General features: G+C 67.3%; 19 protein-coding genes and 1 tRNA gene. 12 read left to right on the plus strand and 8 right to left on the minus strand.

Annotation, left to right across the window (positions count from 1 at the left end; all coding sequences use genetic code 11):
• Positions 1–31: 31 nt before the first annotated feature.
• Entirely contained in the window at positions 32–199 is a 168-nt protein-coding gene (locus tag ACIQCN_RS01820) for a hypothetical protein (protein ID WP_400609121.1), read from the minus strand.
• 81 nt (positions 200–280) lie between these two features.
• Here ACIQCN_RS01820 and ACIQCN_RS01825 point away from each other — a divergent pair, with 81 nt between their 5' ends.
• Positions 281–1,246: a GlxA family transcriptional regulator gene (locus ACIQCN_RS01825; protein ID WP_400603275.1), complete on the plus strand. Its 966-nt coding sequence runs from the start codon at positions 281–283 to the stop codon at positions 1,244–1,246.
• Between the two features lie 29 nt (positions 1,247–1,275).
• On the opposite strand, the gene ACIQCN_RS01830 is transcribed toward ACIQCN_RS01825, so the two are convergent.
• Both ACIQCN_RS01830 and ACIQCN_RS01835 read right to left on the minus strand, forming a co-directional pair.
• Positions 1,276–1,641, minus strand: coding sequence for a hypothetical protein (locus ACIQCN_RS01830; RefSeq protein WP_400609124.1), 366 nt, complete (start codon positions 1,639–1,641; stop codon positions 1,276–1,278).
• A gap of 71 nt (positions 1,642–1,712) precedes the next feature.
• Positions 1,713–2,768 carry a M4 family metallopeptidase gene (locus ACIQCN_RS01835; protein ID WP_400609126.1) on the minus strand — a complete coding sequence of 352 codons (1,056 nt, stop codon included), beginning with the start codon at positions 2,766–2,768 and terminating at the stop codon, positions 1,713–1,715.
• Between the two features lie 185 nt (positions 2,769–2,953).
• Here ACIQCN_RS01835 and ACIQCN_RS01840 point away from each other — a divergent pair, with 185 nt between their 5' ends.
• A complete protein-coding gene (locus ACIQCN_RS01840) occupies positions 2,954–4,963 on the plus strand; it encodes a DUF222 domain-containing protein (protein WP_400609128.1) in 2,010 nt (669 codons plus the stop codon).
• A gap of 94 nt (positions 4,964–5,057) precedes the next feature.
• On the opposite strand, the gene ACIQCN_RS01845 is transcribed toward ACIQCN_RS01840, so the two are convergent.
• The 4 genes from ACIQCN_RS01845 to ACIQCN_RS01860 form a co-directional block, all read right to left on the minus strand.
• A tRNA-Arg gene (locus ACIQCN_RS01845) sits at positions 5,058–5,133 on the minus strand.
• 97 nt (positions 5,134–5,230) lie between these two features.
• Positions 5,231–6,745 (minus strand): FAD-dependent oxidoreductase, encoded by a 1,515-nt coding sequence (locus tag ACIQCN_RS01850; RefSeq protein WP_400609335.1) that lies wholly within the window; start codon positions 6,743–6,745, stop codon positions 5,231–5,233.
• 95 nt (positions 6,746–6,840) lie between these two features.
• Positions 6,841–7,722 (minus strand): FAD:protein FMN transferase, encoded by an 882-nt coding sequence (locus tag ACIQCN_RS01855; protein ID WP_400609130.1) that lies wholly within the window; start codon positions 7,720–7,722, stop codon positions 6,841–6,843.
• Positions 7,723–7,744: 22 nt separating this feature from the next.
• Complete coding sequence (locus ACIQCN_RS01860) at positions 7,745–8,200, minus strand: FMN-binding protein (protein ID WP_400603281.1); 456 nt, start codon at positions 8,198–8,200, stop codon at positions 7,745–7,747.
• A gap of 155 nt (positions 8,201–8,355) precedes the next feature.
• On the opposite strand from ACIQCN_RS01860, the gene argS reads away from it, so the two are divergent.
• The 10 genes from argS (at position 8,356) to ACIQCN_RS01910 (ending at position 21,116) form a co-directional block, all read left to right on the plus strand.
• The gene (gene argS, locus ACIQCN_RS01865; protein ID WP_400609132.1) at positions 8,356–10,020 is read left to right on the plus strand and encodes an arginine--tRNA ligase; all 1,665 of its coding nucleotides are present in this window, start codon (positions 8,356–8,358) and stop codon (positions 10,018–10,020) included.
• Between the two features lie 5 nt (positions 10,021–10,025).
• Entirely contained in the window at positions 10,026–11,519 is a 1,494-nt protein-coding gene (lysA, locus tag ACIQCN_RS01870) for a diaminopimelate decarboxylase (protein ID WP_400609134.1), read from the plus strand.
• Positions 11,520–12,836 carry a homoserine dehydrogenase gene (locus tag ACIQCN_RS01875; RefSeq protein WP_400609136.1) on the plus strand — a complete coding sequence of 439 codons (1,317 nt, stop codon included), beginning with the start codon at positions 11,520–11,522 and terminating at the stop codon, positions 12,834–12,836.
• Complete coding sequence (gene thrC / locus ACIQCN_RS01880) at positions 12,837–13,943, plus strand: threonine synthase (RefSeq protein WP_400609138.1); 1,107 nt, start codon at positions 12,837–12,839, stop codon at positions 13,941–13,943.
• A 2-nt stretch (positions 13,944–13,945) separates the two neighbouring features.
• The gene (thrB, locus tag ACIQCN_RS01885) at positions 13,946–14,920 is read left to right on the plus strand and encodes a homoserine kinase (RefSeq protein ID WP_400603286.1); all 975 of its coding nucleotides are present in this window, start codon (positions 13,946–13,948) and stop codon (positions 14,918–14,920) included.
• A gap of 293 nt (positions 14,921–15,213) precedes the next feature.
• Positions 15,214–17,280, plus strand: a complete 2,067-nt coding sequence (gene rho / locus ACIQCN_RS01890; RefSeq protein WP_400603287.1) for a transcription termination factor Rho — start codon at positions 15,214–15,216, stop codon at positions 17,278–17,280.
• Positions 17,281–17,595: 315 nt separating this feature from the next.
• Positions 17,596–18,669 (plus strand): peptide chain release factor 1, encoded by a 1,074-nt coding sequence (gene prfA / locus ACIQCN_RS01895; protein ID WP_400603288.1) that lies wholly within the window; start codon positions 17,596–17,598, stop codon positions 18,667–18,669.
• A gap of 9 nt (positions 18,670–18,678) precedes the next feature.
• Positions 18,679–19,545 (plus strand): peptide chain release factor N(5)-glutamine methyltransferase, encoded by an 867-nt coding sequence (gene prmC, locus ACIQCN_RS01900; RefSeq protein ID WP_400609140.1) that lies wholly within the window; start codon positions 18,679–18,681, stop codon positions 19,543–19,545.
• A gap of 12 nt (positions 19,546–19,557) precedes the next feature.
• On the plus strand, positions 19,558–20,361 hold the full coding sequence (locus ACIQCN_RS01905; protein WP_400609142.1) for an L-threonylcarbamoyladenylate synthase: 804 nt from the start codon (positions 19,558–19,560) through the stop codon (positions 20,359–20,361).
• Positions 20,361–21,116 (plus strand): WecB/TagA/CpsF family glycosyltransferase, encoded by a 756-nt coding sequence (locus tag ACIQCN_RS01910; protein ID WP_400603291.1) that lies wholly within the window; start codon positions 20,361–20,363, stop codon positions 21,114–21,116. Before ACIQCN_RS01905 ends, ACIQCN_RS01910 begins: the two co-directional genes overlap by 1 nt.
• A gap of 82 nt (positions 21,117–21,198) precedes the next feature.
• Here ACIQCN_RS01910 and ACIQCN_RS01915 read toward each other — a convergent pair whose 3' ends face one another.
• Positions 21,199–22,095, minus strand: a complete 897-nt coding sequence (locus tag ACIQCN_RS01915; RefSeq protein WP_400609145.1) for a glycosyltransferase — start codon at positions 22,093–22,095, stop codon at positions 21,199–21,201.
• Positions 22,096–22,097: the final 2 nt, after the last annotated feature.

Below are 22,097 nucleotides of genomic sequence, written 5' to 3' on the forward strand. Positions count from 1 at the left end.
CTGCCCTGGGGCTGCGGGGCGCCCGGACCGGCTAGAAGATGCGGAACGAGTAGCCGCTGCTCGGAAGGTCCAGGGCGGACCACGCCTCGTGGGAGGCGACCGGCGGCGTGTTGCCGCGGCCATCCCTGAGCAGCGCCGCCACCGTGGAGGTGGCGGACATGATGATGATGACGACGGCGAGGGTAGCTATGACTTCCATAACTCCATGGTTCTCCTGGCGCCTTCGAGAAAACAGTGGCAGAAATGACCAAAAGAGGCATATTTCTGCCACACTGGAGGCATGCTTAAAAGCGTTGCGGTAATCGTGGCTCCCCACTTTTCGATGTTCGAGTTCGGGACCGTCATGGAGGTCTTCGGGACCGACCGTTCCGGGCGCGGGAGCGGCGTCCCGGCTTTCGATTTCCGGGTGTGTACGCCCATGCCAGGCAGGGTGCCGGCGCAGTCCGGCGTGGCCATGGAGGTGGAGCTGGGCCTGGAAGCGGCAGCTGATGCGGACCTGGTGATCATGACGCCGTTCGGGCGGGCGGAGGGCTTGCCGGAATCTGTCCTTGAGACCTTGCGTGCTGCCGATGCACGGGGTGCCTGGGTCATGTCCATCTGTTCCGGGGCCTTTGCTCTGGCTGAAGCAGGGTTGCTCGCGGGGCGCCGCTGCACCACGCACTGGCACTTTTCCGGTGAACTGGCGAAGTACCCGGGGGTCCAGGTCGATGAGAACGTGCTGTACGTACAGGACGGCAACGTCATCACTTCGGCGGGAACCGCAGCCGGGATCGACGCCTGCCTTCATCTGGTCAGGGTGGAGCTCGGCGCGCAGGTTGCTGCGGCGATCGCCCGGGACATGGTGGTGCCGCCGCACCGTGACGGCGGGCAGGCCCAGTTCATCGAGAGGCCCATTCCTGCCTGTGGTTCCGCTCCGATGGAGCAGTTGCTGCGATGGATGGTGGAGAACCTGGACCAGGAACATCCGGTCAACGAACTGGCCGCCCGGGTCCACATGTCGGCGCGGACCTTTGCCCGGCGGTTCCGCGCCGAAACAGGGGCCACGCCGGCCGCCTGGCTCAATTCCCAACGCGTACTCCGGGCCCAGGAACTGCTCGAATCCACGGACCTTAACATCGAAGAGGTTGCCCGTGAGTCGGGATTTGGCCACCCCGTGTTGCTGCGGCACCACTTTGCCAAGGTGCTGGATACCAGCCCGCAGTCCTACCGGCGGGCCTTCCGGGGGAATTTGGCGGCTGCGGGCTGACCGGTTTACGGCGCTATTCGCTGCCAGAATCAGCCGACTGATCCGGATTTCCGGAGACGCCGGGATCGGCTGACGGGTCCGCGGCCGTTGGGGTGTCCGGGTGTTTCGGCGGCAGCCCTGGCGCTGTCCACCAGAACCCGCCACGGCCCGGTGACGGCCCGCTCCGGCAGTGCAGCCCGTCGCTGGCCGGCGCGGATGGAATACATGAAGCGGTCCGGCTGTCCCACGCCGGCGAATTCCCGGGCGGCAGCGCTTGCCGTACGGGGCACCGCATCCCAAGGGCAGGCTTCGATAATGGGTAGCCACTGGTCGCGGGCTGTTGGCGACTGGGCGTTCACGGTCCAGACGCGGGTCAGCGCTGCTATGCCGCCCGAGCGTTCCACACTGATCTTCATGCCTGGCCCCTGGAGTTCCGCGTGCCTGGCTTCTGCCGGGCAGTGGCGGTGGGCCACGCCTGGCACGCGGTCTATAGTTTGACCTTCACAGTTTCCCATGCCTGGCGCACGGCGTCATGCTCTGGGGAACTGTTCCCGTAAAGCTCGACGGCGGCGCCTGTCGTAGCGCGGGCAAAGACGGTGAAAGTGGCGGTCGCAGGTAAGGAACCCGAGGTCAGCGCCTCGTACCAGATCCTGCCGGGTGCCTCCCAGGCGTATCCGCCAAGCTGGTCGGCCACGAGGTAGAACGCCCGGTTGGGGATTCCGGAATTGATGTGCACACCGCCATTGTCTGCACTGGTCCGCACATACGAGTCCATCGAATCCGGCTGTGGATCCTTACCCAGCACATCGTCGTCGTACGCTGTCCCGGGAGCCTTCATGGAGCGGAGGGCGAGGCCCTCCACCCCAGGCGTGAAAAGTCCCTCGCCGATGAGCCATGATGCTTCCTTGGCTGGCTGGTTCAGCACATGCTGCTCGACGAGGGCGCCGAAAACGTCCGACATTGACTCATTGAGCGCGCCGGCCTGGTTGCGGTAGGCAAGCGCCGCCGAATACTGGGTGACACCGTGTGCCAGTTCGTGGCCGATGACGCTGAGTGACTTGGTGAAGCGGTCGAAGACCTCGCCGTCGCCGTCGCCGAAGACCATCTGGGTGCCGTCCCAGAAAGCGTTGTCATACAGCTTGCCGAAATGAACGGTGGCGTTAAGCGGGAGGCCCTTGCCGTCGATGGAATCGCGACCGAAGACGTCGGCGTAGAGCCGGTGGGTGTGGCCGAGTCCGTCGTAGGCCTCGTCGGCCGAGGCGTCCCCCGTTGGCTTCCCGCCTTCCTTCCGTACCAGCTTGCCGGGGAGGATTTCCGCGCCCCCGGCGTCGAAGATGGATCGCTGCGGGAGGCCGGCAGCTGCAGCCCGTGCAGCTTTCGGCGGCTCCAGTCCGACGGCCTGGCGGCGGGCTGCCTGGACGGACCGGACATGCCCCAGCGCCTCCTTGGCTGCCCGGGAAGCTGCTGAGAACTGTGGCGCATCCAGCCGGGCAAGGCGCTTCAGCAGGTATGGCGGAACGATTGAACAAAATGGAACATCCATGGCGTACCCCCTCAACGTGGTCAAATCAGCGTACGAGCGGCCTGTGACAATTACGCGACGGCACACCTGTTGGGGTTACTGCGGCCTATGTCCCGGAACCCCGTCGCAAGGCCCTGTGATCCCGGGGACAGGTTCGTTGAGATGCTCCAGCTCAAAATGTCGGACCCGGGTTGGATGATGTGGGTATGGGTTTTGGTGGAGGTATCGGGGTGGCGGTGGAGGCTGTTGGGGGCTCCGCCGCGCGCCTGGATGCCCTGGTGCGGCAGGCTGCTGCCGGCCCGGGTTCCGCCAGTGCTGCCGGCCCGGGGACTACGGCTGCCCACCCGAATTCCGGCACCGTCGCCGGCAAGGTTTCGCGGCCTTCGGGCAATGCGGGTGCGGCGGAGACTGCCGGTGTCCCTGGTGGTGGGGTGCGGGATTGGTGGGCTGATCCGATGCGGGTCGAGGCCGATGCCCTCCTGGAGGTGATGGCCGAAGCGGCCCGGTGTGAGGCGAAGGCCGCGGCGTTGAAGGCCCGGGCTGCTGCCCGGTTCGTCGAGCTCGAAACGGTCCTCGCTCCGCCGGCGGTGAAGGCCGCGGGGATGCTGGAGGTGTCGATCCGGGCCGAGGTCGGCTGTCTCCTGCGGATCAGTGACGGCGCCGCGGCCTTGTTCCTGTCCCAGGCCCGGGCCCTGTGCACGGACCTGCCCGTAACGTTGGGTGCGTTGCAGGCCGGGGCGATCTCCTGGCGCCACGCGGTCATCGCGTGTGATGAAACCACCGGCCTCACCACCGCCGGGACCACAGCCCTGGAAACCCACTTCCTCACCCCACAACCAACTCTCCCCGGCCCCGATGCGCCGGACCCGGCCGGCCCTGGTGTGGCTGATCCTGATGCGGCTGGCGCTGGTGGTCTGGCTGGCGGGGTGTGGGGGTGTGTGGCGGGGGATCTGACGCCGGGGAGGTTCCGGTCCCGGGTGCGGGCCTGGCGCGAACGGCACCACCCCGAGAGCCTGGAGAAGCGGCATGTGAAGGGTGTCGCGGACCGCAGGGTCGAGTGTTCGGCGGACCTGGACGGGATGTCCTGGTTCAGCGCGTACCTTCCCGCGCACCAGGCCGAGGCGATCTGGAACCGGACCACCGCGATCGCCCGCGCCCTCCAGGGCCCCACCGAGTCACGGACCCTCACCCAGCTCCGGGCCGACATCTTCGCCACCGCCCTCCTGACCAACAACACAGCCCCCGACCACGCCACAGCCGGCGGCAACGGTTCAGGGCGCGACCCCGACACCCACACCCACACCCACACCGACACCGAGAATGGTGCCGCCCGTGGCGCCGCCGATACCGCCGCTGATGCCGGTGCTGACTCCGCCGGGCCGGCCGAGGAGGGGCGGGCCGGTAACGGTGACCTGGCGCGGGTGCCGGTCCCCAAAGCGCAGGTCCTGGTCACCGTGCCGGTGTTCGCGCTGCTCGGGCTCACGGACGAACCGGCAGAGCTGGACGGGTACGGCCCCGTCCCGGCCTCCATCGCCCGCCAGATCCTGGCCGACGGGGCCGGCTCGTTCTACCGGGTCCTTGTTGACCCCCGCGACGGGGCACCGCTGGAAATCGGCCGGACCAGCTACCGCATCCCGCAGGCCATGCGGAACTGGCTCCGGCTCCGGGACACGAAATGCCCGTTCCCGGGCTGCACCAACCACTCCCTGGACAACGACGCGGACCACCTCACCGCCTGGCAGCACGGCGGCACCACCGGCGTCAGCAACCTCGCCCAGCCCTGCCCGAAACACCACCGGCTCAAACACGCCAGCACCTGGACCCCCACCCCGGCCACCAAAACCACACCACCAGGCTGGACCTCACCGGCCGGACGCCACTACAACACCGAACCCCACTCCTGGCACCCACCCCAACTGCCCGCCACCACGCTCAACATCGACCGCGTGCCCGAGCACCCGCACGGCTGCATGCTGCCCGAACACCTCCCGAACCCTACGGACCCGGAGCACTCCTGCCCGAACACCGAATACCCGCCGGATGACCCACCACCTGACCCAACCGGCCGCCACTACATCGATGCCCGCGACCTCCACCCCGCGCACCCCGCCTGGGACACCTACCCCTGCCCCGACACCCTCCCCGAAGACCCCCTGGGCGACGCCTGGGAGGCATTCCTCGAAACGATCCACACCACCGGACTGCTGCAGACATAGGGCGGTGGGAGCAGTTTTCGGGAACCTACGGCGCGCCAGGGATTCAGGGTAGAAACCAAGAAACACCCTGTCAGCGACAGGGTGCTTCTTTTTGTGGTGCCCTCGGTAGGATTCGAACCTACGGCCTTCTGCTCCGGAGGCAGACGCTCTATCCCCTGAGCTACGAGGGCAATCCGGATTCCCGCCGTTGCTGGCGGGACGTCCTAGAGCTTAGCAGGAAGGTGGCCCGCAAAGGAAAATCAGCCGCGGGACAGCCGGGGAGGACCATCAGTACCCGGCGAAGGAGTCTGTATGGACGCGTCGCGCACCTGCCTGCCGCGCGGCTGTCCGCAGAGATGCGACGGAGGACGGCGAACCCGAGATGTACACCTCGCGGCTGTGGATGTCCGGGACCAAAGCGTGCAGCCCGGCTGCGTCCAGCCTGCCAGCGCCAGCGGTTGCCCGTGACACATCGCGGCGGGTGGAAGAGTGGTCGGCAGGGGAGGGGTTGGCCCCTGACTGGTCAGCGTCGGCCAAGGCGCTGTCGGCCGTCCGGATGATGGTCCGGATTCCGGCCCGGTGGAGCTCGTCGGCGTAAGGCACCTCGTTTGTAGACCTGGCCAGGACCAAAAGGACAGCGTCGCGGCGCTGGAGTTCCCCTGACCGCAAGTAGGACATGTATGGCGTGATTCCGATCCCGGCGGCAACCAGCAGGACCGGTTTTGCCGGGTCGCGGGGCAACAGGAAATCGCCTCCCACACTGGTGGCTTTCAGTGCGTCCCCCGGCTTCAGTGCCAGGAGTACGCCCTTGGCAGCGGAAACGGGCTCCGAGGCGCGGACAGCGAACCGAACCAGACGGTCGTGGGGGCTGCCTGCCAGGCTGAAGACCCGCCGTCGGCCTTTCCCGTCTGAGCGGGCATGCGGCAAGTCCACTTCGATGTACTGCCCTGGCAGGAAACGCACGGGGCGGGACGGCTGGAACGAAAATTCATGCGTCGTAGCTGTCAGGGGCTTCGAGGCAACGAATGACAGATTCATCGTCCCCCGCTGGCCGGCAAGGAACGCCACGAGGTTGCCGAGCAACAGCGCGAGCTCGGGTGAGTTTGCCACGAACCCCAGGTTGTAGGGCACCGCGAAAACCACACCCACCAGGGCAGCCACGGCGAATTGTTGCCATCGCCGCGGCGGCAGCGTGAGGGGCTCCGTAAGCATGAAGCCCACGAAGAACAGCAAAGGCCGTTGCGCCAGGGCCTGCCACAGCGCTTGCTCGGCCGACATTCCGGCCCGGAGGAGCTCCACCGTGATGATGCCGGCCGCCACAGCCAGGAACACCCCGGCCACGCGCAACTTTCCCACTCGGTAAAGCACCAGCAGGACTCCGGGAACCAGCACGAACATCATGGCAGGCGTGGCAGCCCACCAAGTGGCGATGTTCAGGCCCGTCAGTCCGGCGAGAAAAGCTCCAGCGGCGGCGGGGTTGAAAACGTGCCGTCCGCGCCAGGCGAGGACGTATTTGGACATCGAAGCGAACACGCACGCCAGCAGGGTGCCTGCAACGTCCATGGCCCTGAAGGACGGCCAAAAAAGAAAGTAGAGCAGCAATCCGGTAATCAAGGGCGACTCCGGATGCGGCGGAACACGGAACAACGCGGCCATCACCCTGTTGGCGGCGTACGTCGCACCCAGGCAGATAACCAGGTGCGCCGCCATCTCCGGCAGGCCAAAGGTCAGCCAGCCCAACAGCTCCAGCACCAGGCTGTAGGCGGTAAGCACGGCGAGGACGATCAGGATGAGTCGGTACATCGTGATCCGGCCCAGTGCCGTGTCCACCCCGCCGCGGAGGGTGTGGCCTTTGGACCTGCCCGCAGGGCGCGAAGCAGCCGGTGGATGCGAAGCACTCATGTGAACAGTGTCCCCGCAAACCCGGGGGAGTAGGCGGCGCTGCCGTCGGAAAAGACAGTGAGCCACGAGAAATCGAAGTCCTTCTCAAGCGCGCTGCCGGGCATGAAGAACAGTGCGGTCGCCAATGCGTCTGCCAGCACGGTGGTGTCGGCCAGGGCCCAGGTGGCCACCGCTGTCCGGACCGGCCTTCCTGTGGTCCCATCCAGCACGTGATGCAGTCCGTCACCCCAGGCGCGGCGGTTTGCCGCTGAAGCGCAGAGCGCCTGGTTGCGTACGGATACAACGCCGATCGCCTGCGCCGGGTTGTAGGGGTGCTCGAGGCCTACGGCGAGGGGTTCGGGCCCGCGGACCATCAGGTCGCCGCTGGCGTTGATGCAGCAGGACTCCATACCGGCAGCTTCCAGTTCAGCGGCCAGCAGGTCCACCAGCATCCCCTTTCCCGCAGCCCCGATATCCAGGACCACCGGACTCTGTGTGGTGATGGAGCGGCCACTCCACTTTAGGACGTCGTCCCACGCAGGGGCGGGCGTTGCTGAACCGCGGGGCTGCAAAGAGTAATCGGGGTCGTAGCCCAGCTGCTCCAGGCTGCCTCCGATCAGCGGTGTCATAGCGCCGCCGCTGAGCTCGTACAGCCGCCGGTAGAGCCCGCCGAGGACTTCCGCTTCAGCCGGGAATCGATAGCTCCCCGGTGCCCGCGCCATGGCAGCCACCAGGGAGCCGCGGCGGAAACGCGACCAGTCGCCGTCGAACGCCTCGACCCGGTCACGCAGGCGCGTCCGCAGCGCTGCCGGGAGGACTGCGGGCGTGGAAACCTCCCACCGCGTGCCGATCCCTTCGAAAGCGAAGGAGTGCTGTCCGGCCGTTGCCTGCGCCGCCACGGCTATCTTCCCGCCGCCACGGCTACTGAGCCTGGGACCTGATGCGCTCCAGGGCCTGGTTGAAACCGCCGCTGGTCAGTGATGATCCGGCTACCTTGGAGATGTTCAGGTCGTCGATGTTTTTGCCCACCACCTGGTCGGCAATTCCGCCGGCGAACTCGCCCTGGAATTTCCGTGTGTTTGGGTTGCTGGGATGTTCAGTGATCTTGACGTCCGTGACCGTCCCGGAGGCAAGAGTGAGCTGCACGCCCACGGTTTCGGTGCCGTTGGGGGAGACGTAGTTGCCGTCCGCGCTGTATGTGCCGTCCTTGTACGTACCTGGAGATGCGGCCGAAGGAGCGGCAGGCGTCCCCGAACCGCCCGTCGCGGCGTCCGGTGAGGTGGTGCCAGTGGAGGTTGGTGCGCACGCCGCCACGGTGCCGGCGAGGGAAAGGCCGGCGACGCCGGCGAAGAGGGTCTTGCGTACGGAAGGTCTCATGGCGCGGCCGTTCGGTCAGGGGAAATGCTTAGGTCTTTTCATCATTGTCAACGCAGCAACGGGGAAATTGGTTCGGACTGCTGCGGCGGGAGGAACAATCGGCGCAGCGGCGGCGGAAATTCTTTGCTGTGACTGGCCCCCGGTAGGCTAGAGGGGTGACTCCCGAAGAACTCTCCCTCGCCATATCCGCCTGCCTGAAAGACGCTGTCGCCGCCGGCGAGATCGCCCTTTCGGCATCCGCTGTGCCCGACGAGGTCCGGGTGGAGCGGCCGAAGAACCGCGACCACGGCGACTGGGCGACCAACATCGCGCTGCAGCTGGCCAAGCAGGCCGGCACGAACCCGCGGGAATTCGCTACGGTCCTGAGCAGCCGTCTCAAGGACATCAACGGAGTTGCCGGCGTGGAGATCGCCGGGCCGGGGTTCCTCAACATCACCGTCGACGCTGCCGCCGCCGGCGCCCTGGCAAAGGTGATCGTAGGGGCCGGGGCCCAGTACGGCACCAATTCCGCACTCGCCGGCCACACGGTCAACATGGAGTTCGTCTCCGCCAACCCCACCGGGCCGTTGCACATCGGCCATACCCGCTGGGCTGCCCTGGGCGACGCCATCGCGCGCGTCCTCCGGGCATCCGGGGCGGACGTCACCGCCGAGTACTACATCAACGACGCCGGCTCGCAGATGAACACTTTCGCGCACTCCGTCTATAACCGGCTCCACGGACTCCCGGTGCCCGATGGCGGCTACCCGGGCCAGTACATCCAGGACCTGGGCCACGAAGTCCTTGCCGCGCACCCCGATATCCGCGAGCTCACCGAAGTTGCCGCCCTCCCGGTCATCCGCGCCGCCGCCTACGAGGCGCAGATGAAGGACATCAAGTCGACCCTGGCGGATTTCGGCGTCGAGTTCGACGTCTTCTTCTCGGAGCAGGAACTGCACGACGCCGGCGCCATCGAAAGTGCCGTGGCGCGCCTTCGCGAGCAGGGCCACGTCTTCGACGACGGCGGTGCGGTCTGGCTGCGGACCACCGACTTTGGCGATGACAAGGACCGTGTGATGATCCGCGCCAACGGCGAACCCACCTACTTCGCAGCTGATGCCGCCTACTACCTGTCCAAGAAGGACCGCGGCTTCACGGAAAAGATCTACCTGCTGGGCGCGGACCACCACGGCTACATCAACCGGCTCAAAGCCATTGCCGCCGCGGCAGGCGACGATCCGGAGAAGAACATCGAGGTTCTGATCGGTCAGCTGGTGTCCGTCAACGGCGCCAAGCTGTCCAAGCGCGCGGGCAACATTATCGAGCTCAAGGACCTGATCGACTGGCTGGGCAAGGACGCCGTCCGTTACTCGCTGGCCCGCTTCCCTGCTGACTCGCCGCTGACCCTGGACCCGGAGCTGCTGAAGAAGCACAGCAACGAGAACCCGGTGTTCTACGTCCAGTACGCCCACGCGCGGTCCCGCGGTGCCGCCCGCAACGCGGTGGCTGCCGGCGTGGAGCGCCAGGTGGACGGCACTGACCGCTTCGACGCGTCCCTGCTGGACCACGCCACGGAAAACGAACTGCTCTCGCACCTGGGCAGCTACCCGTCCATTGTGGCCAAGGCAGCGGAGCTGCGCGAACCGCACCGCGTGGCCCGCCACCTGGAAGTCATCGCCGGCGCCTACCACCGCTGGTACGACGCCTGCCGTGTGGCACCCATGGGCGACGAGCCCGTCACCGACCTCAACCGCACCCGCCTGTGGCTGAATGACGCCACCAGCCAGGTGCTCGCCAATGGACTCGACCTGCTGGGCGTCTCGGCGCCGGAACGGATGTGAGGCGCATGTCTGCGCAAACCGGAAATGCGGCGGCCGCGCCCAACCCTGCCGAGTCACCGCTGGCCCCCGGCTGGCTTGCCATCCCCGAGGACCTGAACGCGCTGCACGCACCGATGTGGGCGGGCAGCGTGGACCGCGCGGCCGACGGCGCCATCACCGTGGGCGGCGTGGGCGTCGCTGAGCTGAAGCAACAGTTCGGGACGCCCCTGTTCGTCATGGACGAGGCGGACTTCCGTGACCGGGCCAGGGCGTTCAAGGACTCCTTCGACGCGGCGTTCGCCGACATCTGCGGCGGGGTGGACGTCTACTACGCCGGCAAGTCCTTCCTGTGCACCGCAGTGGTGAAGTGGGTGGAGGAAGAGGGTCTGCGCCTGGACACTGCCTCCGGCGGTGAACTCGCCGTTGCGGCCCGTGCCGGCATCGCGGGCGAGCGCGTGGCGCTGCACGGCAACAACAAGTCCGACGCCGAAATCAATCGCGCCCTGGACATGGGGCTGGGCCGTATCGTGGTGGACAGCCTCGACGAACTGGTCCGTGTTGGCAACATCGCGCAGGCGCGCGGCGCGCAGGCGAAAGTGATGCTGCGCCTGACCCCCGGCGTCCACGCACATACCCACGAATTCATCGCTACCGCCCACGAGGACCAGAAGTTCGGTCTGTCCATGGCCGCGGACACCACGGCCGAGGCAGGCATCTCCGCCGCGGAAGAAGCAGTGGCCGCAGCGTCGGCCCATCCAGGCATCGAGCTCCTGGGACTCCACTGCCACATCGGGTCCCAGATTTTCGAGCCTGACGGCTTCGCTCTGGCCGCAGAGAAACTGCTCCGTTTCCTGGCGGCGATGCAGGAGAAGTACGCCATCACCATGCCGGAACTGGACCTCGGCGGCGGGTACGGTATCGCCTACACCCCCGTGGACACCCCCCGCCCCGCAGCGGAAATCGCGGTGGCGATGGCCGCCGTCGTGCGTTCAACCTGCGGTGAGCTGGGCATCAAGTCTCCCCGCATCTCGATTGAGCCCGGACGCGCCATCGTGGGCAGCACCACTTTCACGCTTTATGAAGTAGGCACGCTGAAGACCGTCCGCGTGGATGCGCCTGAGGCTGCGGGGGGTGACGGCGGTTACAACGTTACGTATGCGCGCCGGTATGTTTCGGTGGACGGCGGCATGAGCGACAACGCCCGGCCGGTGCTCTACGACGCGGATTACTCGGCAATCCTGGCTTCGCGCACGTCCCAGGCGGCCCCGCAGCTGTCCCGCGTAGTGGGCAAACATTGCGAGAGCGGCGACATAGTTGTTAGAGATGTATATCTGCCCGGGGACGTGGCAGCCGGTGATCTGCTTGCTGTACCGGGAACCGGCGCCTACTGCTGGGCCCTCTCGAGCAACTACAACTATCTGGCCCGGCCGGGCGTTGTCGCGGTGCGCGACGGAAAAGCCCGGCTCATTGTCCGCGGGGAAACCGAAGAAGACCTGCTGAACCGCGACATGGGAGCCTGAATGACGGAAATGCGAACCCTGAAAGTAGCCTTGCTGGGCTGTGGCAACGTTGGGGCCCAGGTTGCGCGGATTCTCATTGAGGACGCCGACGCCCTTGCTGCCCGCACCGGCGCCCGCCTGCAGCTCAGCGGCATCGCGGTGCGCGATGTCAGAGCTCCTCGCGACGTGGACCTGCCGCAGGAGCTCTTCACCACCGACGCCGGGACGCTGGTCAAGGACGCGGACCTGGTCATCGAGCTCATGGGCGGCATCGAGCCGGCCCGGACCCTGATCCTCTCCGCACTAAGCAACGGCGCCTGCGTGGTCACCGGCAACAAGGCACTCCTCGCACAGGACGGCCCCACCCTCTACGAGGAAGCGGACAAGGCCGGCGTCCAGCTCTCCTACGAGGCCGCCGTCGCCGGAGCCATCCCCATCCTTCGCCCAATCCGCGACAGCCTCTCCGGCGACCGGATCACGCGCGTGCTGGGTATCGTCAACGGCACCACCAACTTCATCCTTGACCAGATGGACTCCACGGGCGCACAGTTCGCCGACGCCCTCGCGGAGGCCCAGCGACTGGGCTACGCGGAAGCCGACCCCACGGCAGACGTGGAGGGCCACGACGCCGCCGCCAAGGCCGCCATCCTGGCCACCCTGTCCTTCCACACCCGCTTCCCACTGGAAGAGGTCTACTGCGAGGGCATCAGTGGCGTCACCGCCGCCGACATCGCCGCAGCCAAGGACGCCGGCTTCGTCATCAAGCTGCTTGCGATCGCTGAAAAGCTGACTGATTCCGACGGCGGCGAAGGGGTTTCCGTGCGGGTCCACCCCACGCTCCTCCCGCGCGAACACCCGCTGGCCGCCGTCCGCGGCGCCTTCAACGCGGTATTCGTGGAGGCGGAAAACGCCGGCGAGCTGATGTTCTACGGGCAGGGCGCCGGCGGTACGCCGACGGCCTCGGCGGTCCTGGGCGACCTCGTGTCGGCGGCGCGCCGGCTCGTCCTGGGCGGACCCCAGCGCACCGAAACCACCACCGGCCACATCCCGGCGCTGCCCATCGACGCGGCCGTCACAAGCTACTACATCGGCCTGGACGTTGCAGACCAGCCCGGCGTACTGGCCCGGATCACGCAGCTGTTCGCCGAGCAGGGCGTGTCGATTGAGATCATGCGGCAGACCATCCACCGCGACGCGGAATCCAGCGTGGAGTCCGCCGAACTTCGGATCGTCACCCACCGCGCACCCGAGGCTGCCTTGGCGGCCACCGTCGAGGCCGTGAAGCGCCTCGACGTCGTTAATTCAGTTACATCCGTTCTGCGGGTAGAAGGAGTCTAAGTGGCTCACCAATGGCGCGGCGTCATCCGCGAATACGCTGACCGTCTGCCTGTCACCGCGGCCACCCGCGTCATTACGCTGGGCGAAGGCGGAACCCCGCTGGTGCACGCACAGAAGCTGTCCGAACTTACGGGCTCGCAGGTGTACCTTAAGGTCGAGGGCATGAACCCGACGGGTTCGTTCAAGGACCGTGGCATGACCATGGCAATGACCGCCGCCGTGGAGTCCGGCGCCAAGGCCGTGGTCTGCGCGTCCACCGGCAACACCTCCGCCTCTGCTGCCGCCTACGCCACCGCTGCCGGCCTGAAGTGCGCCGTGCTGGTGCCCGAAGGCAAGATCTCGATGGGGAAGCTGAGCCAGGCCATCGCCCACGGCGCCACCCTGCTGCAGGTAGACGGCAACTTCGACAACTGCCTGGACATCGCCCGGAAACTGGGGGAGTCCTACCCGGTATTCCTGGTCAACTCCGTGAACCCGGCCCGCATCCAGGGCCAGAAGACCGGTGCGTTCGAGGTGGTAGACGCCCTGGGTGACGCCCCGGACATCCACGTCCTGCCCGTGGGCAACGCCGGCAACATCACTGCGTACTGGAAGGGCTACAAGGAGTACTCAGCACCCTTCGAATCCGCCACAGTCGGCACCCTGGAGCCTGTTTCCACCAGGACGCCCGCCATGTGGGGCTTCCAGGCCGCAGGCGCCGCACCCTTCGTCGCCGGCCACCCCATCACGGAGCCGGACACCATCGCCACGGCCATCCGCATCGGAAACCCGGCCTCCTGGGACGGCGCCATTGGCGCCCGGGACGAGTCCGGCGGACTCATCGACGCCGTCACCGATGACGAAATCCTGGCGGCCCACCGCTGGCTGTCCGCCAAGGAGGGCGTCTTCGTGGAACCCGGCTCCGCCGCAGGAGTGGCCGGCCTCCTGAAGAAGCACGCCGCAGGCGAGGTGCCTTCGGGCAAGACCATCGTCATCACGGTCACAGGCCACGGCCTGAAGGACCCGCAGTGGGCGCTCCGCACCGAGGACGGCAGCGACGTCCAGCCCGTAAAGGTTCCGAACGACGTCGTCACCGTGGCAGCTGAACTGGGACTGGAAGAAAAATAGACTTGGACACCACATCCCGGCCGTCCGTGGGCCTGCACCTTATCGACGCGGGACAGAGCGTTACCGTGCGGGTTCCGGCCACCACGGCCAACCTGGGGCCCGGCTATGACAGCCTGGGGCTGGCACTTGGCCTGCATGACACCCTGACCGTGGAGACCCTGGACACGGACGAACTGCTTTTCGACCTGCGCGGCGAAGGGGCAGGAACGTTGCCGCGGGACGAAAGCCACCTCGTGGTACGGGCCATGGAGGCAGCTTTCCGGCGGCTTGGGTTCCAGCACGGCGGCCTGAAGATCACGGCGGAAAACGTGAACCCGCACGGCCGCGGCCTCGGTTCGTCCGCCTCTGCCGTCGTGGCCGCGGTGACTGCCGCCAACCAGCTCGTCCCGGCCGAAAGCCGCAGGGGACGCGACTGGATCCTTCAGCTGACCAGTGAAATGGAAGGCCACCCGGACAACGTCGCTCCCGCTATTTTCGGCGGACTGGCGCTGTCCTGGCAGGACAGTGACCAGTACAGGAGCACCACGGCTACCGTAGTGGAGCAGGTGGTTCCCATCGTTGCCGTTCCGGACTTCGAGCTTTCCACCGAGGCCGCGCGGGCCCTGTTGCCTGCATCAGTAGGCCACCATGCTGCCGCCATGAACGCCGGCCGCGCCGCGCTGCTGATCCACGCGCTGACGCACAGCCCCGAGTTCCTGCTGGCCGGCACCGAGGACTACCTCCACCAGAGCTACCGGGCAGAGGCCATGCGGCCCAGCGCGGCACTGATCGCGGCCCTCCGTGCCCAGGGCCACGCAGCCGTGGTTTCCGGCGCAGGACCTACGGTGCTGGTGCTGGCAAACGGGGAATCGGACGCCGCGAAGACGCTGGACTTCATTGCGGGCTTCACAGCCGCCAACACGCCGGATGTGGGCTGGCGCGTGCTGAAGCTGTCGGTGGACGTTGAAGGTGCTAAGGTGGACGTGCACCGGCGGTAATTCCGCCTATCTGATCTGCTGTTGCACCTAGCTGCTCATCGGCCTTCTACTGCGCAATCTATTCCGGTGCCGCCTGCTTGGCCTGTCGCAGGAACCTGCAGCATCAAACTGCCCCTCAAGCGTCAGTCAAGCGTTCCGCCACGGGCGGAACGCAAGGTGAGAAGTATCCGGCCCTGCTGGCCGAAATCCATCCGGCAAGGCCGAAATCCCGGCTGCAGATCTGAACTGCAGCCCAGATCAAATCATCGCGTCCAGCTCCCGGTCTGGACGCCGTCGAGGGGGAAGGATCCTTCGTGACCGAAACCACTGAGCTGTCGCCAGCTGTGGAACTATCATCTTCTGTTGCCGAACCGCCGGCAGCATCCGCCAAGAGCAGCGGCCTGGCCGGCCTCAAGCTCGCCCAGCTGCAGGCCCTTGCCAGCCAGCTTGGCATCTCCGGCGGCTCCCGCATGCGCAAGGGGGACCTGGTCGCGGCGATCTCGGCCCACCGTGCCGGCACGCCCGCCAAGGCTCCGGTCCGCACCGAGAAGGCCGCCGAGAGCGCAGCTGCTCCGGCCGCCGCCCCGGTTGCTGCTCCGGAAACGTCCGAAGCCCCGGCCGCGGACGCTGCCCGCACCCGCACCCGCGGCCGCAGCCGGCGTGCCGTGAGCGACGGCGTGGTGGCTCCCGCCGCCGTCGAGCCCGCCGCAGCCGAGGCAGCCGCTCCGGCGCAGCCCGAAGCGGCCTCCGAAACTGCGGAGGCCGGCGCCGACCGCCGCCAGCCCCGCACCCGTAACCGCCGCCGTGGCGAGGCCGCCGCTGCTGCACCCCAGGGTGCCTCGGCAGGCGAGGCACCGGCCGAGCAGGCAGGCGCCGAGCGGGCTGCCGAAACCCGCACCGAGGGTTCCGGCGAAGGCGAAGGCCAGCGCGAACGCCGCGAAGGCGGCCGCAACCGCGGCGGCCGCGACGGCTCCGACGGCGGCCGTGACTCCGGCCAGCGCGATTCCGGCCAGCGCGAAAACCGCCGTGATGACAACCGGGACGATGATTCCGACGGCGGAAGCCGCCGCAACCGCCGTAACCGCCGCGACCGCAGCGACCGTTCGGGCGGCCAGGACCGCGAGGGCTCACGCAACGACCGCTTCCGCGACCGTAACGACCGCCGCCGCGGCCGCAATCAGGGCCCGGATGTGGACGACGTCGAGGTCACCGAGGACGACGTCCTGCTGCCGGTAGCCGGCATCCTGGACGTCCTCGAGAACTACGCCTTCATCCGTACCTCCGGCTACCTGCCCGGCCCCAACGACGTCTACGTCTCCCTGGCCCAGGTCAAGAAGTACAACCTGCGCAAGGGTGACGCCGTCGTCGGCGCGATCCGTGCACCGCGTGAAGGCGAAGACCGCAGCCAGCAGTCCAACCGCCAGAAGTTCAACGCACTGGTCCGCGTCACCTCCGTGAACGGAAAGACTGCCGAAGAACTCAAGGACCGGGTGGAATTTGCCAAGCTGGTTCCGCTCTACCCGTCCGAGCGCCTGCGCCTGGAGACCGATCCCAAGAAGATCGGCCCCCGCGTCATCGACCTCGTTGCCCCCATCGGCAAGGGCCAGCGCGGCCTGATCGTCTCCCCGCCCAAGGCAGGCAAGACGCTCATCCTGCAGTCCATCGCGAACGCGATCACCACCAACAACCCTGAGGTCCACCTCATGATGGTGCTGGTTGACGAACGTCCCGAAGAAGTCACGGACATGCAGCGCACGGTCAAGGGCGAGGTCATTGCCTCCACCTTCGACCGCCCCGCCGATGACCACACCACCGTGGCCGAACTCTCCATCGAGCGCGCCAAGCGCCTGGTGGAAATGGGCATGGACGTGGTAGTCCTGCTGGACTCCATGACCCGCCTGGGCCGCGCCTACAACCTGGCGGCACCGGCCTCCGGCCGCATCCTGTCCGGTGGTGTGGACTCCGCAGCCCTGTACCCGCCCAAGCGCTTCTTCGGCGCCGCCCGCAACATCGAAAACGGCGGCTCGCTCACCATCCTGGCCACCGCGCTCGTGGAGACCGGTTCCAAGATGGACGAGGTCATCTTCGAAGAGTTCAAGGGCACCGGCAACATGGAGCTCCGCCTGTCCCGCCAGCTGGCCGACAAGCGCATCTTCCCTGCCGTGGACGTCAACGCGTCCGGTACCCGCCGCGAAGAGAACCTGCTTTCCCCCGAGGAAGTCAAGATCATGTGGAAGCTGCGCCGCGTCCTCTCCGGACTCGAAACCCAGCAGAGCCTTGAACTGCTCACCAACAAGATCCGGGAAACCCAGAGCAACGTCGAGTTCCTCATGCAGGTCCAGAAGACGACGCTTGGCGCGAAGTCGGATAACGACAAGTAGCTGAGTTGGGGGGGTGGGGTCGCCGCATTTTTTGCCGGCCCCGCCCCTTCGCGTTGCTGCTGACGTACTGCGTACGTCAGCAGCAACGCTCCGACAGCGGTAGGGGCCTTCCCAACGCTCGCAAGCTCGCGTCGGGCCCCTCGGCCCGATCCTTAGATGCAGCCCCTGGCCGGCAAAAATGCGACGACGACCGCACGTCACCTGCCACTCCCGGGGCGGCAAAACCGAACGCCACCCAGCAGGGTCACCTTCCCCGTTTGTCTACCTTCGCCCTCGGGTTACTAGACTTGTACAAGTCGAAAGAGGTTTTGAAAAATGTTTGAGTCCGTACAAGGCCTGCTTGATGAGCATGATTCCATCCAGGCGCAGCTGGGGGATCCTGCTGTTTATGCCGACCAGCGGCTGGCCCGTAAACTGGGCCGGCGGTCGGCTCAGCTGAACGGCATTGTTGAGGCTTACCACCGCTGGGAGGGCCTGCGGGATGACCTGGCCGCGGCCAGGGAGATGGCTGCGGAGGATCCCGAGTTTGCTGCCGAGGTGCCTGAGCTGGAGGAGAAGCTGGAAGCCGCCGCCGCCAGGCTGCGCCGCCTGCTGATCCCGCGCGACCCGGATGATGCCCGCAACGTGATCCTTGAGGTCAAGGGCGGTGAAGGCGGCGATGAGGCCGCACTGTTCGCCGGCGACCTCCTGCGCATGTACACCCGGTACGCGGAGTCCCGCGGCTGGAAGACCGAAATCATCTCCGCCACCGAGTCGGACCTGGGCGGCTACAAGGACGTCCAGATGGCCGTCAAGGGCAGCTCGAACGATCCTGCCGAGGGCGTCTACGCCCGGCTGAAGTTCGAAGGCGGCGTGCACCGTGTCCAGCGGGTTCCCGTCACCGAGTCGCAGGGCCGCATCCACACCTCGGCCGCCGGCGTGCTGGTCCTGCCCGAAGTCGACGAGCCCGAGGAACTGGAAATCAACCAGAACGACCTCAAGATCGACGTCTACCGTTCCTCCGGACCGGGCGGCCAGTCGGTGAACACCACCGACTCCGCCGTCCGCATTACCCACCTGCCCACGGGCATCGTGGTGGCCATGCAGAATGAGAAGTCGCAGCTGCAGAACCGCGAAGCCGGCATGCGCGTGCTCCGGGCGCGCATCCTGGCCCACCAGCAGGAACAGATCGACGCCGCCAACTCGGAGCAGCGGAAGTCGCAGATCCGCACCATGGACCGTTCGGAGCGCATCCGCACGTACAACTACCCGGAAAACCGCATCGCTGACCACCGCACCGGGTACAAGGCCTACAACCTGGACCAGGTCATGAACGGCGATCTGGAACCGGTCATCCAGTCGGCCATCGAAATGGACGAACAGGCCCGCCTGGACGCCCTCGGCGACTAGTACCGCAGTATGAGTGCAGGCCAGACCCTGGCGGAAGCGGTCACTGAAGCTACCGCCGTTCTGCGCGATGCCGGTGTTCCGAGCCCGCGCGTCGACGCTGAACTGTTGGCGGACCATCTCCTCAATGTGGGATTGGGCCGTCTCCGCGCCCTGATGCTGGGGGATGCCCCGGCGCCGGAGGGGTATGCGGAACTGGTGGCCGAGCGCGCCGGGCGGGTGCCCCTGCAGCACATCACCGGAGTGGCGCATTTCCGCTACCTCGAACTCGCGGTGGGCCCAGGGGTCTTCATCCCGCGGCCGGAAACAGAGTCCGTGGTCCAGTTGGTCATCGACCACCTTCAGGGAGCGGCAGCGCCGCGTGTTGTCGACCTGGGCACCGGCTCCGGTGCGATTGCCGGGTCCGTCGCCTCCGAAGTGCCCGGGGCCGAGGTCCACGCCGTGGAATTCAGCCCTTTCGCGCATGCCTGGGCCGCCAGGAACCTGGCACCGCTGGGTGTCCACCTGGTGCTCGGAGACCTGCGGGACGCGCTGCAGGAACTGAACGGAACTGTCGACGTCGTGGTTTCCAACCCGCCCTACATCCCCGCCGAGGCGGTCCCGAACGAACCTGAAGTGGCGCTTCACGACCCTCCCGAGGCCCTGTATGGCGGGGGAGCGGACGGCATGGAGCTCCCGACGGCGGCAGCGGAGTCCGCTGCGAGGCTGCTCCGCCCCGGCGGCTACTTCGTGATGGAGCATGCGGAAGTCCAGGCCGGATGGATCGCGGCAATGATGGAGCACGCCGGGGCATGGCAGGGCATCACCACGCACCTGGACCTCAACGGCAAGGAGCGTGCCACGAGTGCGCTGCGTGCTGCCCCGGGCCGTACGGAATGAAAGAATAGGCCAGTGACCACAACGTATAACTGCACCAGCACCGAACAGCTCGCCGAGGGACTGGAGCACGCCCAGCGAGCCATCAGCGAGAACAAGTGCGTCGTTTTTCCCACGGATACGGTGTACGGAATCGCCGCCGATGCCTTCTCGCCGCAGGCCGTCACCCTGCTTCTCGCCTCCAAGGGACGCAGCCGCGCCATGCCGCCGCCGGTTCTGATTCCGCGGATCAACGCGCTGGATGGGCTGGCCACGGACGTGTCCGCCGATGCGCGGAGGCTCGCGGAGGCCTTCTGGCCCGGTGGCCTGACCCTGATCCTGCACGCGCAGCCCTCCCTGGACTGGGACCTCGGCGAAACAAAGGGTACGGTTGCCCTGCGCATGCCTGCCGACGAGATCGCCCAGGAACTGCTGACCCTCACCGGTCCACTGGCGGTCTCCTCGGCCAACCGCACCGGCCGGCCCGCGGCGCAGACCGGTGCGGAGGCCCGTGAACAGCTCGCGGAGTCTGTGGAGGTCTACCTTGAGGGCGGCTTCCGGCCGCTCGAAGGCAGCGAAGCCGTCCCGTCCACCATCGTGGATGCCACCGGCCCGGTGCTGCGCGTCGTACGCCAGGGCGCCGTCAGCCTGGAGCAGCTGCGTGAGCAGGTCCCCGGAGTGCTTGGGCTGGGCGAGGCTGCCCCGGCGGAGGATGCTGCCATGCCCGGTCCCGACGACAGGCTTTCCGCCGATGGCAGTCCCGCGGACGACGACGGCGCGCCGGTTTCGGATGGCCCCTCCGCCGCCAGTGGAGACTCCGCCGCGGCCACAGACGCCTGATGGCGCCAAAGCGCCGGCAGGTCCCGGTCCTGGACGTCGACGCAACCCCGCTCAGGGTCCCTGAGCTGATGGTGGAACTGGGCCGGTTCGTTCGGGAAGGCGGCACCCGCACCGTGCTGGGCCACAACCTGCACAGCGTGACCCTTGCCCATTCGGATCCGGCTTTCCGCAGTTTCTACGACCGAAGCGATGTGGTCCTCCTGGACGGTGCGCCGCTGCTGTGGCTGTGGGGCCGGACCGGCGATGCCGAGGGGCCGGTGATGGACTATCGGCTGGGCACCAACGACTGGCTGCCGGCCCTAGGGCAGGTGGCAGGGCTGGAACGTATCGCTGTGGTGGGCGCCGGGGCGGAAGCGAACGCCGGTGCGGTCCGCAGGCTGCAGGCCATCGTCCCCGGCGCCCGCGTCTCCGGTTTTCCGGGCGCCGGGTGGAACAGTGCCGTGGAACAGGAAGCCGTGCAGTGGCTCCAGCGCGAGCAGCCGCAACTGGTCCTCCTGGGCCTGGGTATGCCGCTGCAGGAAGAAGTGCTGCAGAGAAGGCTCGGCTCTTTGCCGCCGGCGGTGTACTGCGCCGTGGGGGGAGCCATCGAGCAGCTCGCCGGTGTCCAGAAACTGGCTCCGCGCTGGCTTGGCCGGCTTGGCCTGGAATGGGCGTGGCGGCTGCTGCTCCATCCCCGCCGTGTGGCTTACCGGGTCTTTGGCGAACCCTGGGTCCTGCTCTGGCTGCTGGCGCGCCGGCGGCTCAGGAGGGGATGAGCTGGGGCCCGGCGGACCGGTGCCGTAGGGCCTGGCACTGTACTGCGGGAGCGCGGCACTGCCGGGCTCCCGGCCAATTCGCCTAGAACTTCTGGTCCTCCAGCGGTCCGAAGCCCTTCCCGCGCAGGCCGGCCCCGAAGGACTTCGCCCACGCGGTGAGCCCGGCCAGGTCACGGCGCTGCACGAAGTAGCCCAAGTAGCCGCCCACGTCCGCAACCAGGGACTTCACGCGGAAGTAGCGCCGGATCAGGTAGCCGCGGTTGCGGTAGTAGTAGTGGCGCTTGAACGCGGAATCCGGCACGATCACGTGCCACCGCGCACCATAGACGTGCTGTGTCTCGGTGAAGGCGTGCGGATGGGTGATGGCCGTGGTGGTGACGGTGCCGAACCTGACGCCGGCCCGCCGCAGCCGGATGGTGAAGTCCACTTCGTCGCCGCGGATAAACAGCCGCATGTCCGGCAGCCCCACCTTGAAGAACACGTCCGAACGGATCAGGGCGCCGTTGAAGAAATGTCCGTTGTCCGGGAGGAATCCCAGCTTCTCGACGTCCGCGCGGCTGTGCGTGACCTTGCCGTCCAGGCGGAAGAAGAAGGAGAGCCGGTCCGGATGCCCGGGCGCCGTAACAAGGGGGACCACCGCCTCAAGGTCGCGTGCCTCAGCCTCGCGGATCAGCGTGGCGAGGCATTCCGGATCGGCTGGTTCGGCGTCGTCGTCCATCATCCAGATCCACCGCGCTCCGCTGGCCACCGCCTTCAACGCGGCCAGGGCGAAACCACCGGCGCCGCCGAGGTTCGCCTCCGAACGGATGTAGTCAACGTTGGCGTGCCCGGCGGCAACCTCCCGCGCAGGGGCGGTCCCGCTGTCCACGAGGCAAATGGTTTCCACGGGCGCCGTCTGGGCATTGATGGCGCGCAGGAGCACCGCAAGTTCCTTGGGCCGGTTGAACGTTACGGCGGCGACTGCTACGCGGGGTGTCATGG

The organism is Pseudarthrobacter sp. NPDC092424 (assembly GCF_044754925.1).
GTDB lineage: Bacteria > Actinomycetota > Actinomycetes > Actinomycetales > Micrococcaceae > Arthrobacter.

Excerpts from the sequence above, each read along its gene's own strand:
- lysA (WP_400609134.1), top strand. The coding sequence starts at position 10,026 with ATGTCTGCGCAAACCGGAAATGCGGCGGCCGCGCCCAACCCTGCCGAG.
- ACIQCN_RS01915 (WP_400609145.1), bottom strand. The coding sequence starts at position 22,095 with ATGACACCCCGCGTAGCAGTCGCCGCCGTAACGTTCAACCGGCCCAAG.
- ACIQCN_RS01860 (WP_400603281.1), bottom strand. The coding sequence starts at position 8,200 with ATGAGACCTTCCGTACGCAAGACCCTCTTCGCCGGCGTCGCCGGCCTT.
- ACIQCN_RS01840 (WP_400609128.1), top strand. The coding sequence starts at position 2,954 with ATGGGTTTTGGTGGAGGTATCGGGGTGGCGGTGGAGGCTGTTGGGGGC.
- ACIQCN_RS01830 (WP_400609124.1), bottom strand. The coding sequence starts at position 1,641 with ATGAAGATCAGTGTGGAACGCTCGGGCGGCATAGCAGCGCTGACCCGC.
- ACIQCN_RS01825 (WP_400603275.1), top strand. The coding sequence starts at position 281 with ATGCTTAAAAGCGTTGCGGTAATCGTGGCTCCCCACTTTTCGATGTTC.
- ACIQCN_RS01875 (WP_400609136.1), top strand. The coding sequence starts at position 11,520 with ATGACGGAAATGCGAACCCTGAAAGTAGCCTTGCTGGGCTGTGGCAAC.
- prfA (WP_400603288.1), top strand. The coding sequence starts at position 17,596 with ATGTTTGAGTCCGTACAAGGCCTGCTTGATGAGCATGATTCCATCCAG.
- ACIQCN_RS01835 (WP_400609126.1), bottom strand. The coding sequence starts at position 2,768 with ATGGATGTTCCATTTTGTTCAATCGTTCCGCCATACCTGCTGAAGCGC.
- ACIQCN_RS01820 (WP_400609121.1), bottom strand. The coding sequence starts at position 199 with ATGGAAGTCATAGCTACCCTCGCCGTCGTCATCATCATCATGTCCGCC.
- prmC (WP_400609140.1), top strand. The coding sequence starts at position 18,679 with ATGAGTGCAGGCCAGACCCTGGCGGAAGCGGTCACTGAAGCTACCGCC.
- ACIQCN_RS01910 (WP_400603291.1), top strand. The coding sequence starts at position 20,361 with ATGGCGCCAAAGCGCCGGCAGGTCCCGGTCCTGGACGTCGACGCAACC.
- ACIQCN_RS01850 (WP_400609335.1), bottom strand. The coding sequence starts at position 6,745 with ATGTACCGACTCATCCTGATCGTCCTCGCCGTGCTTACCGCCTACAGC.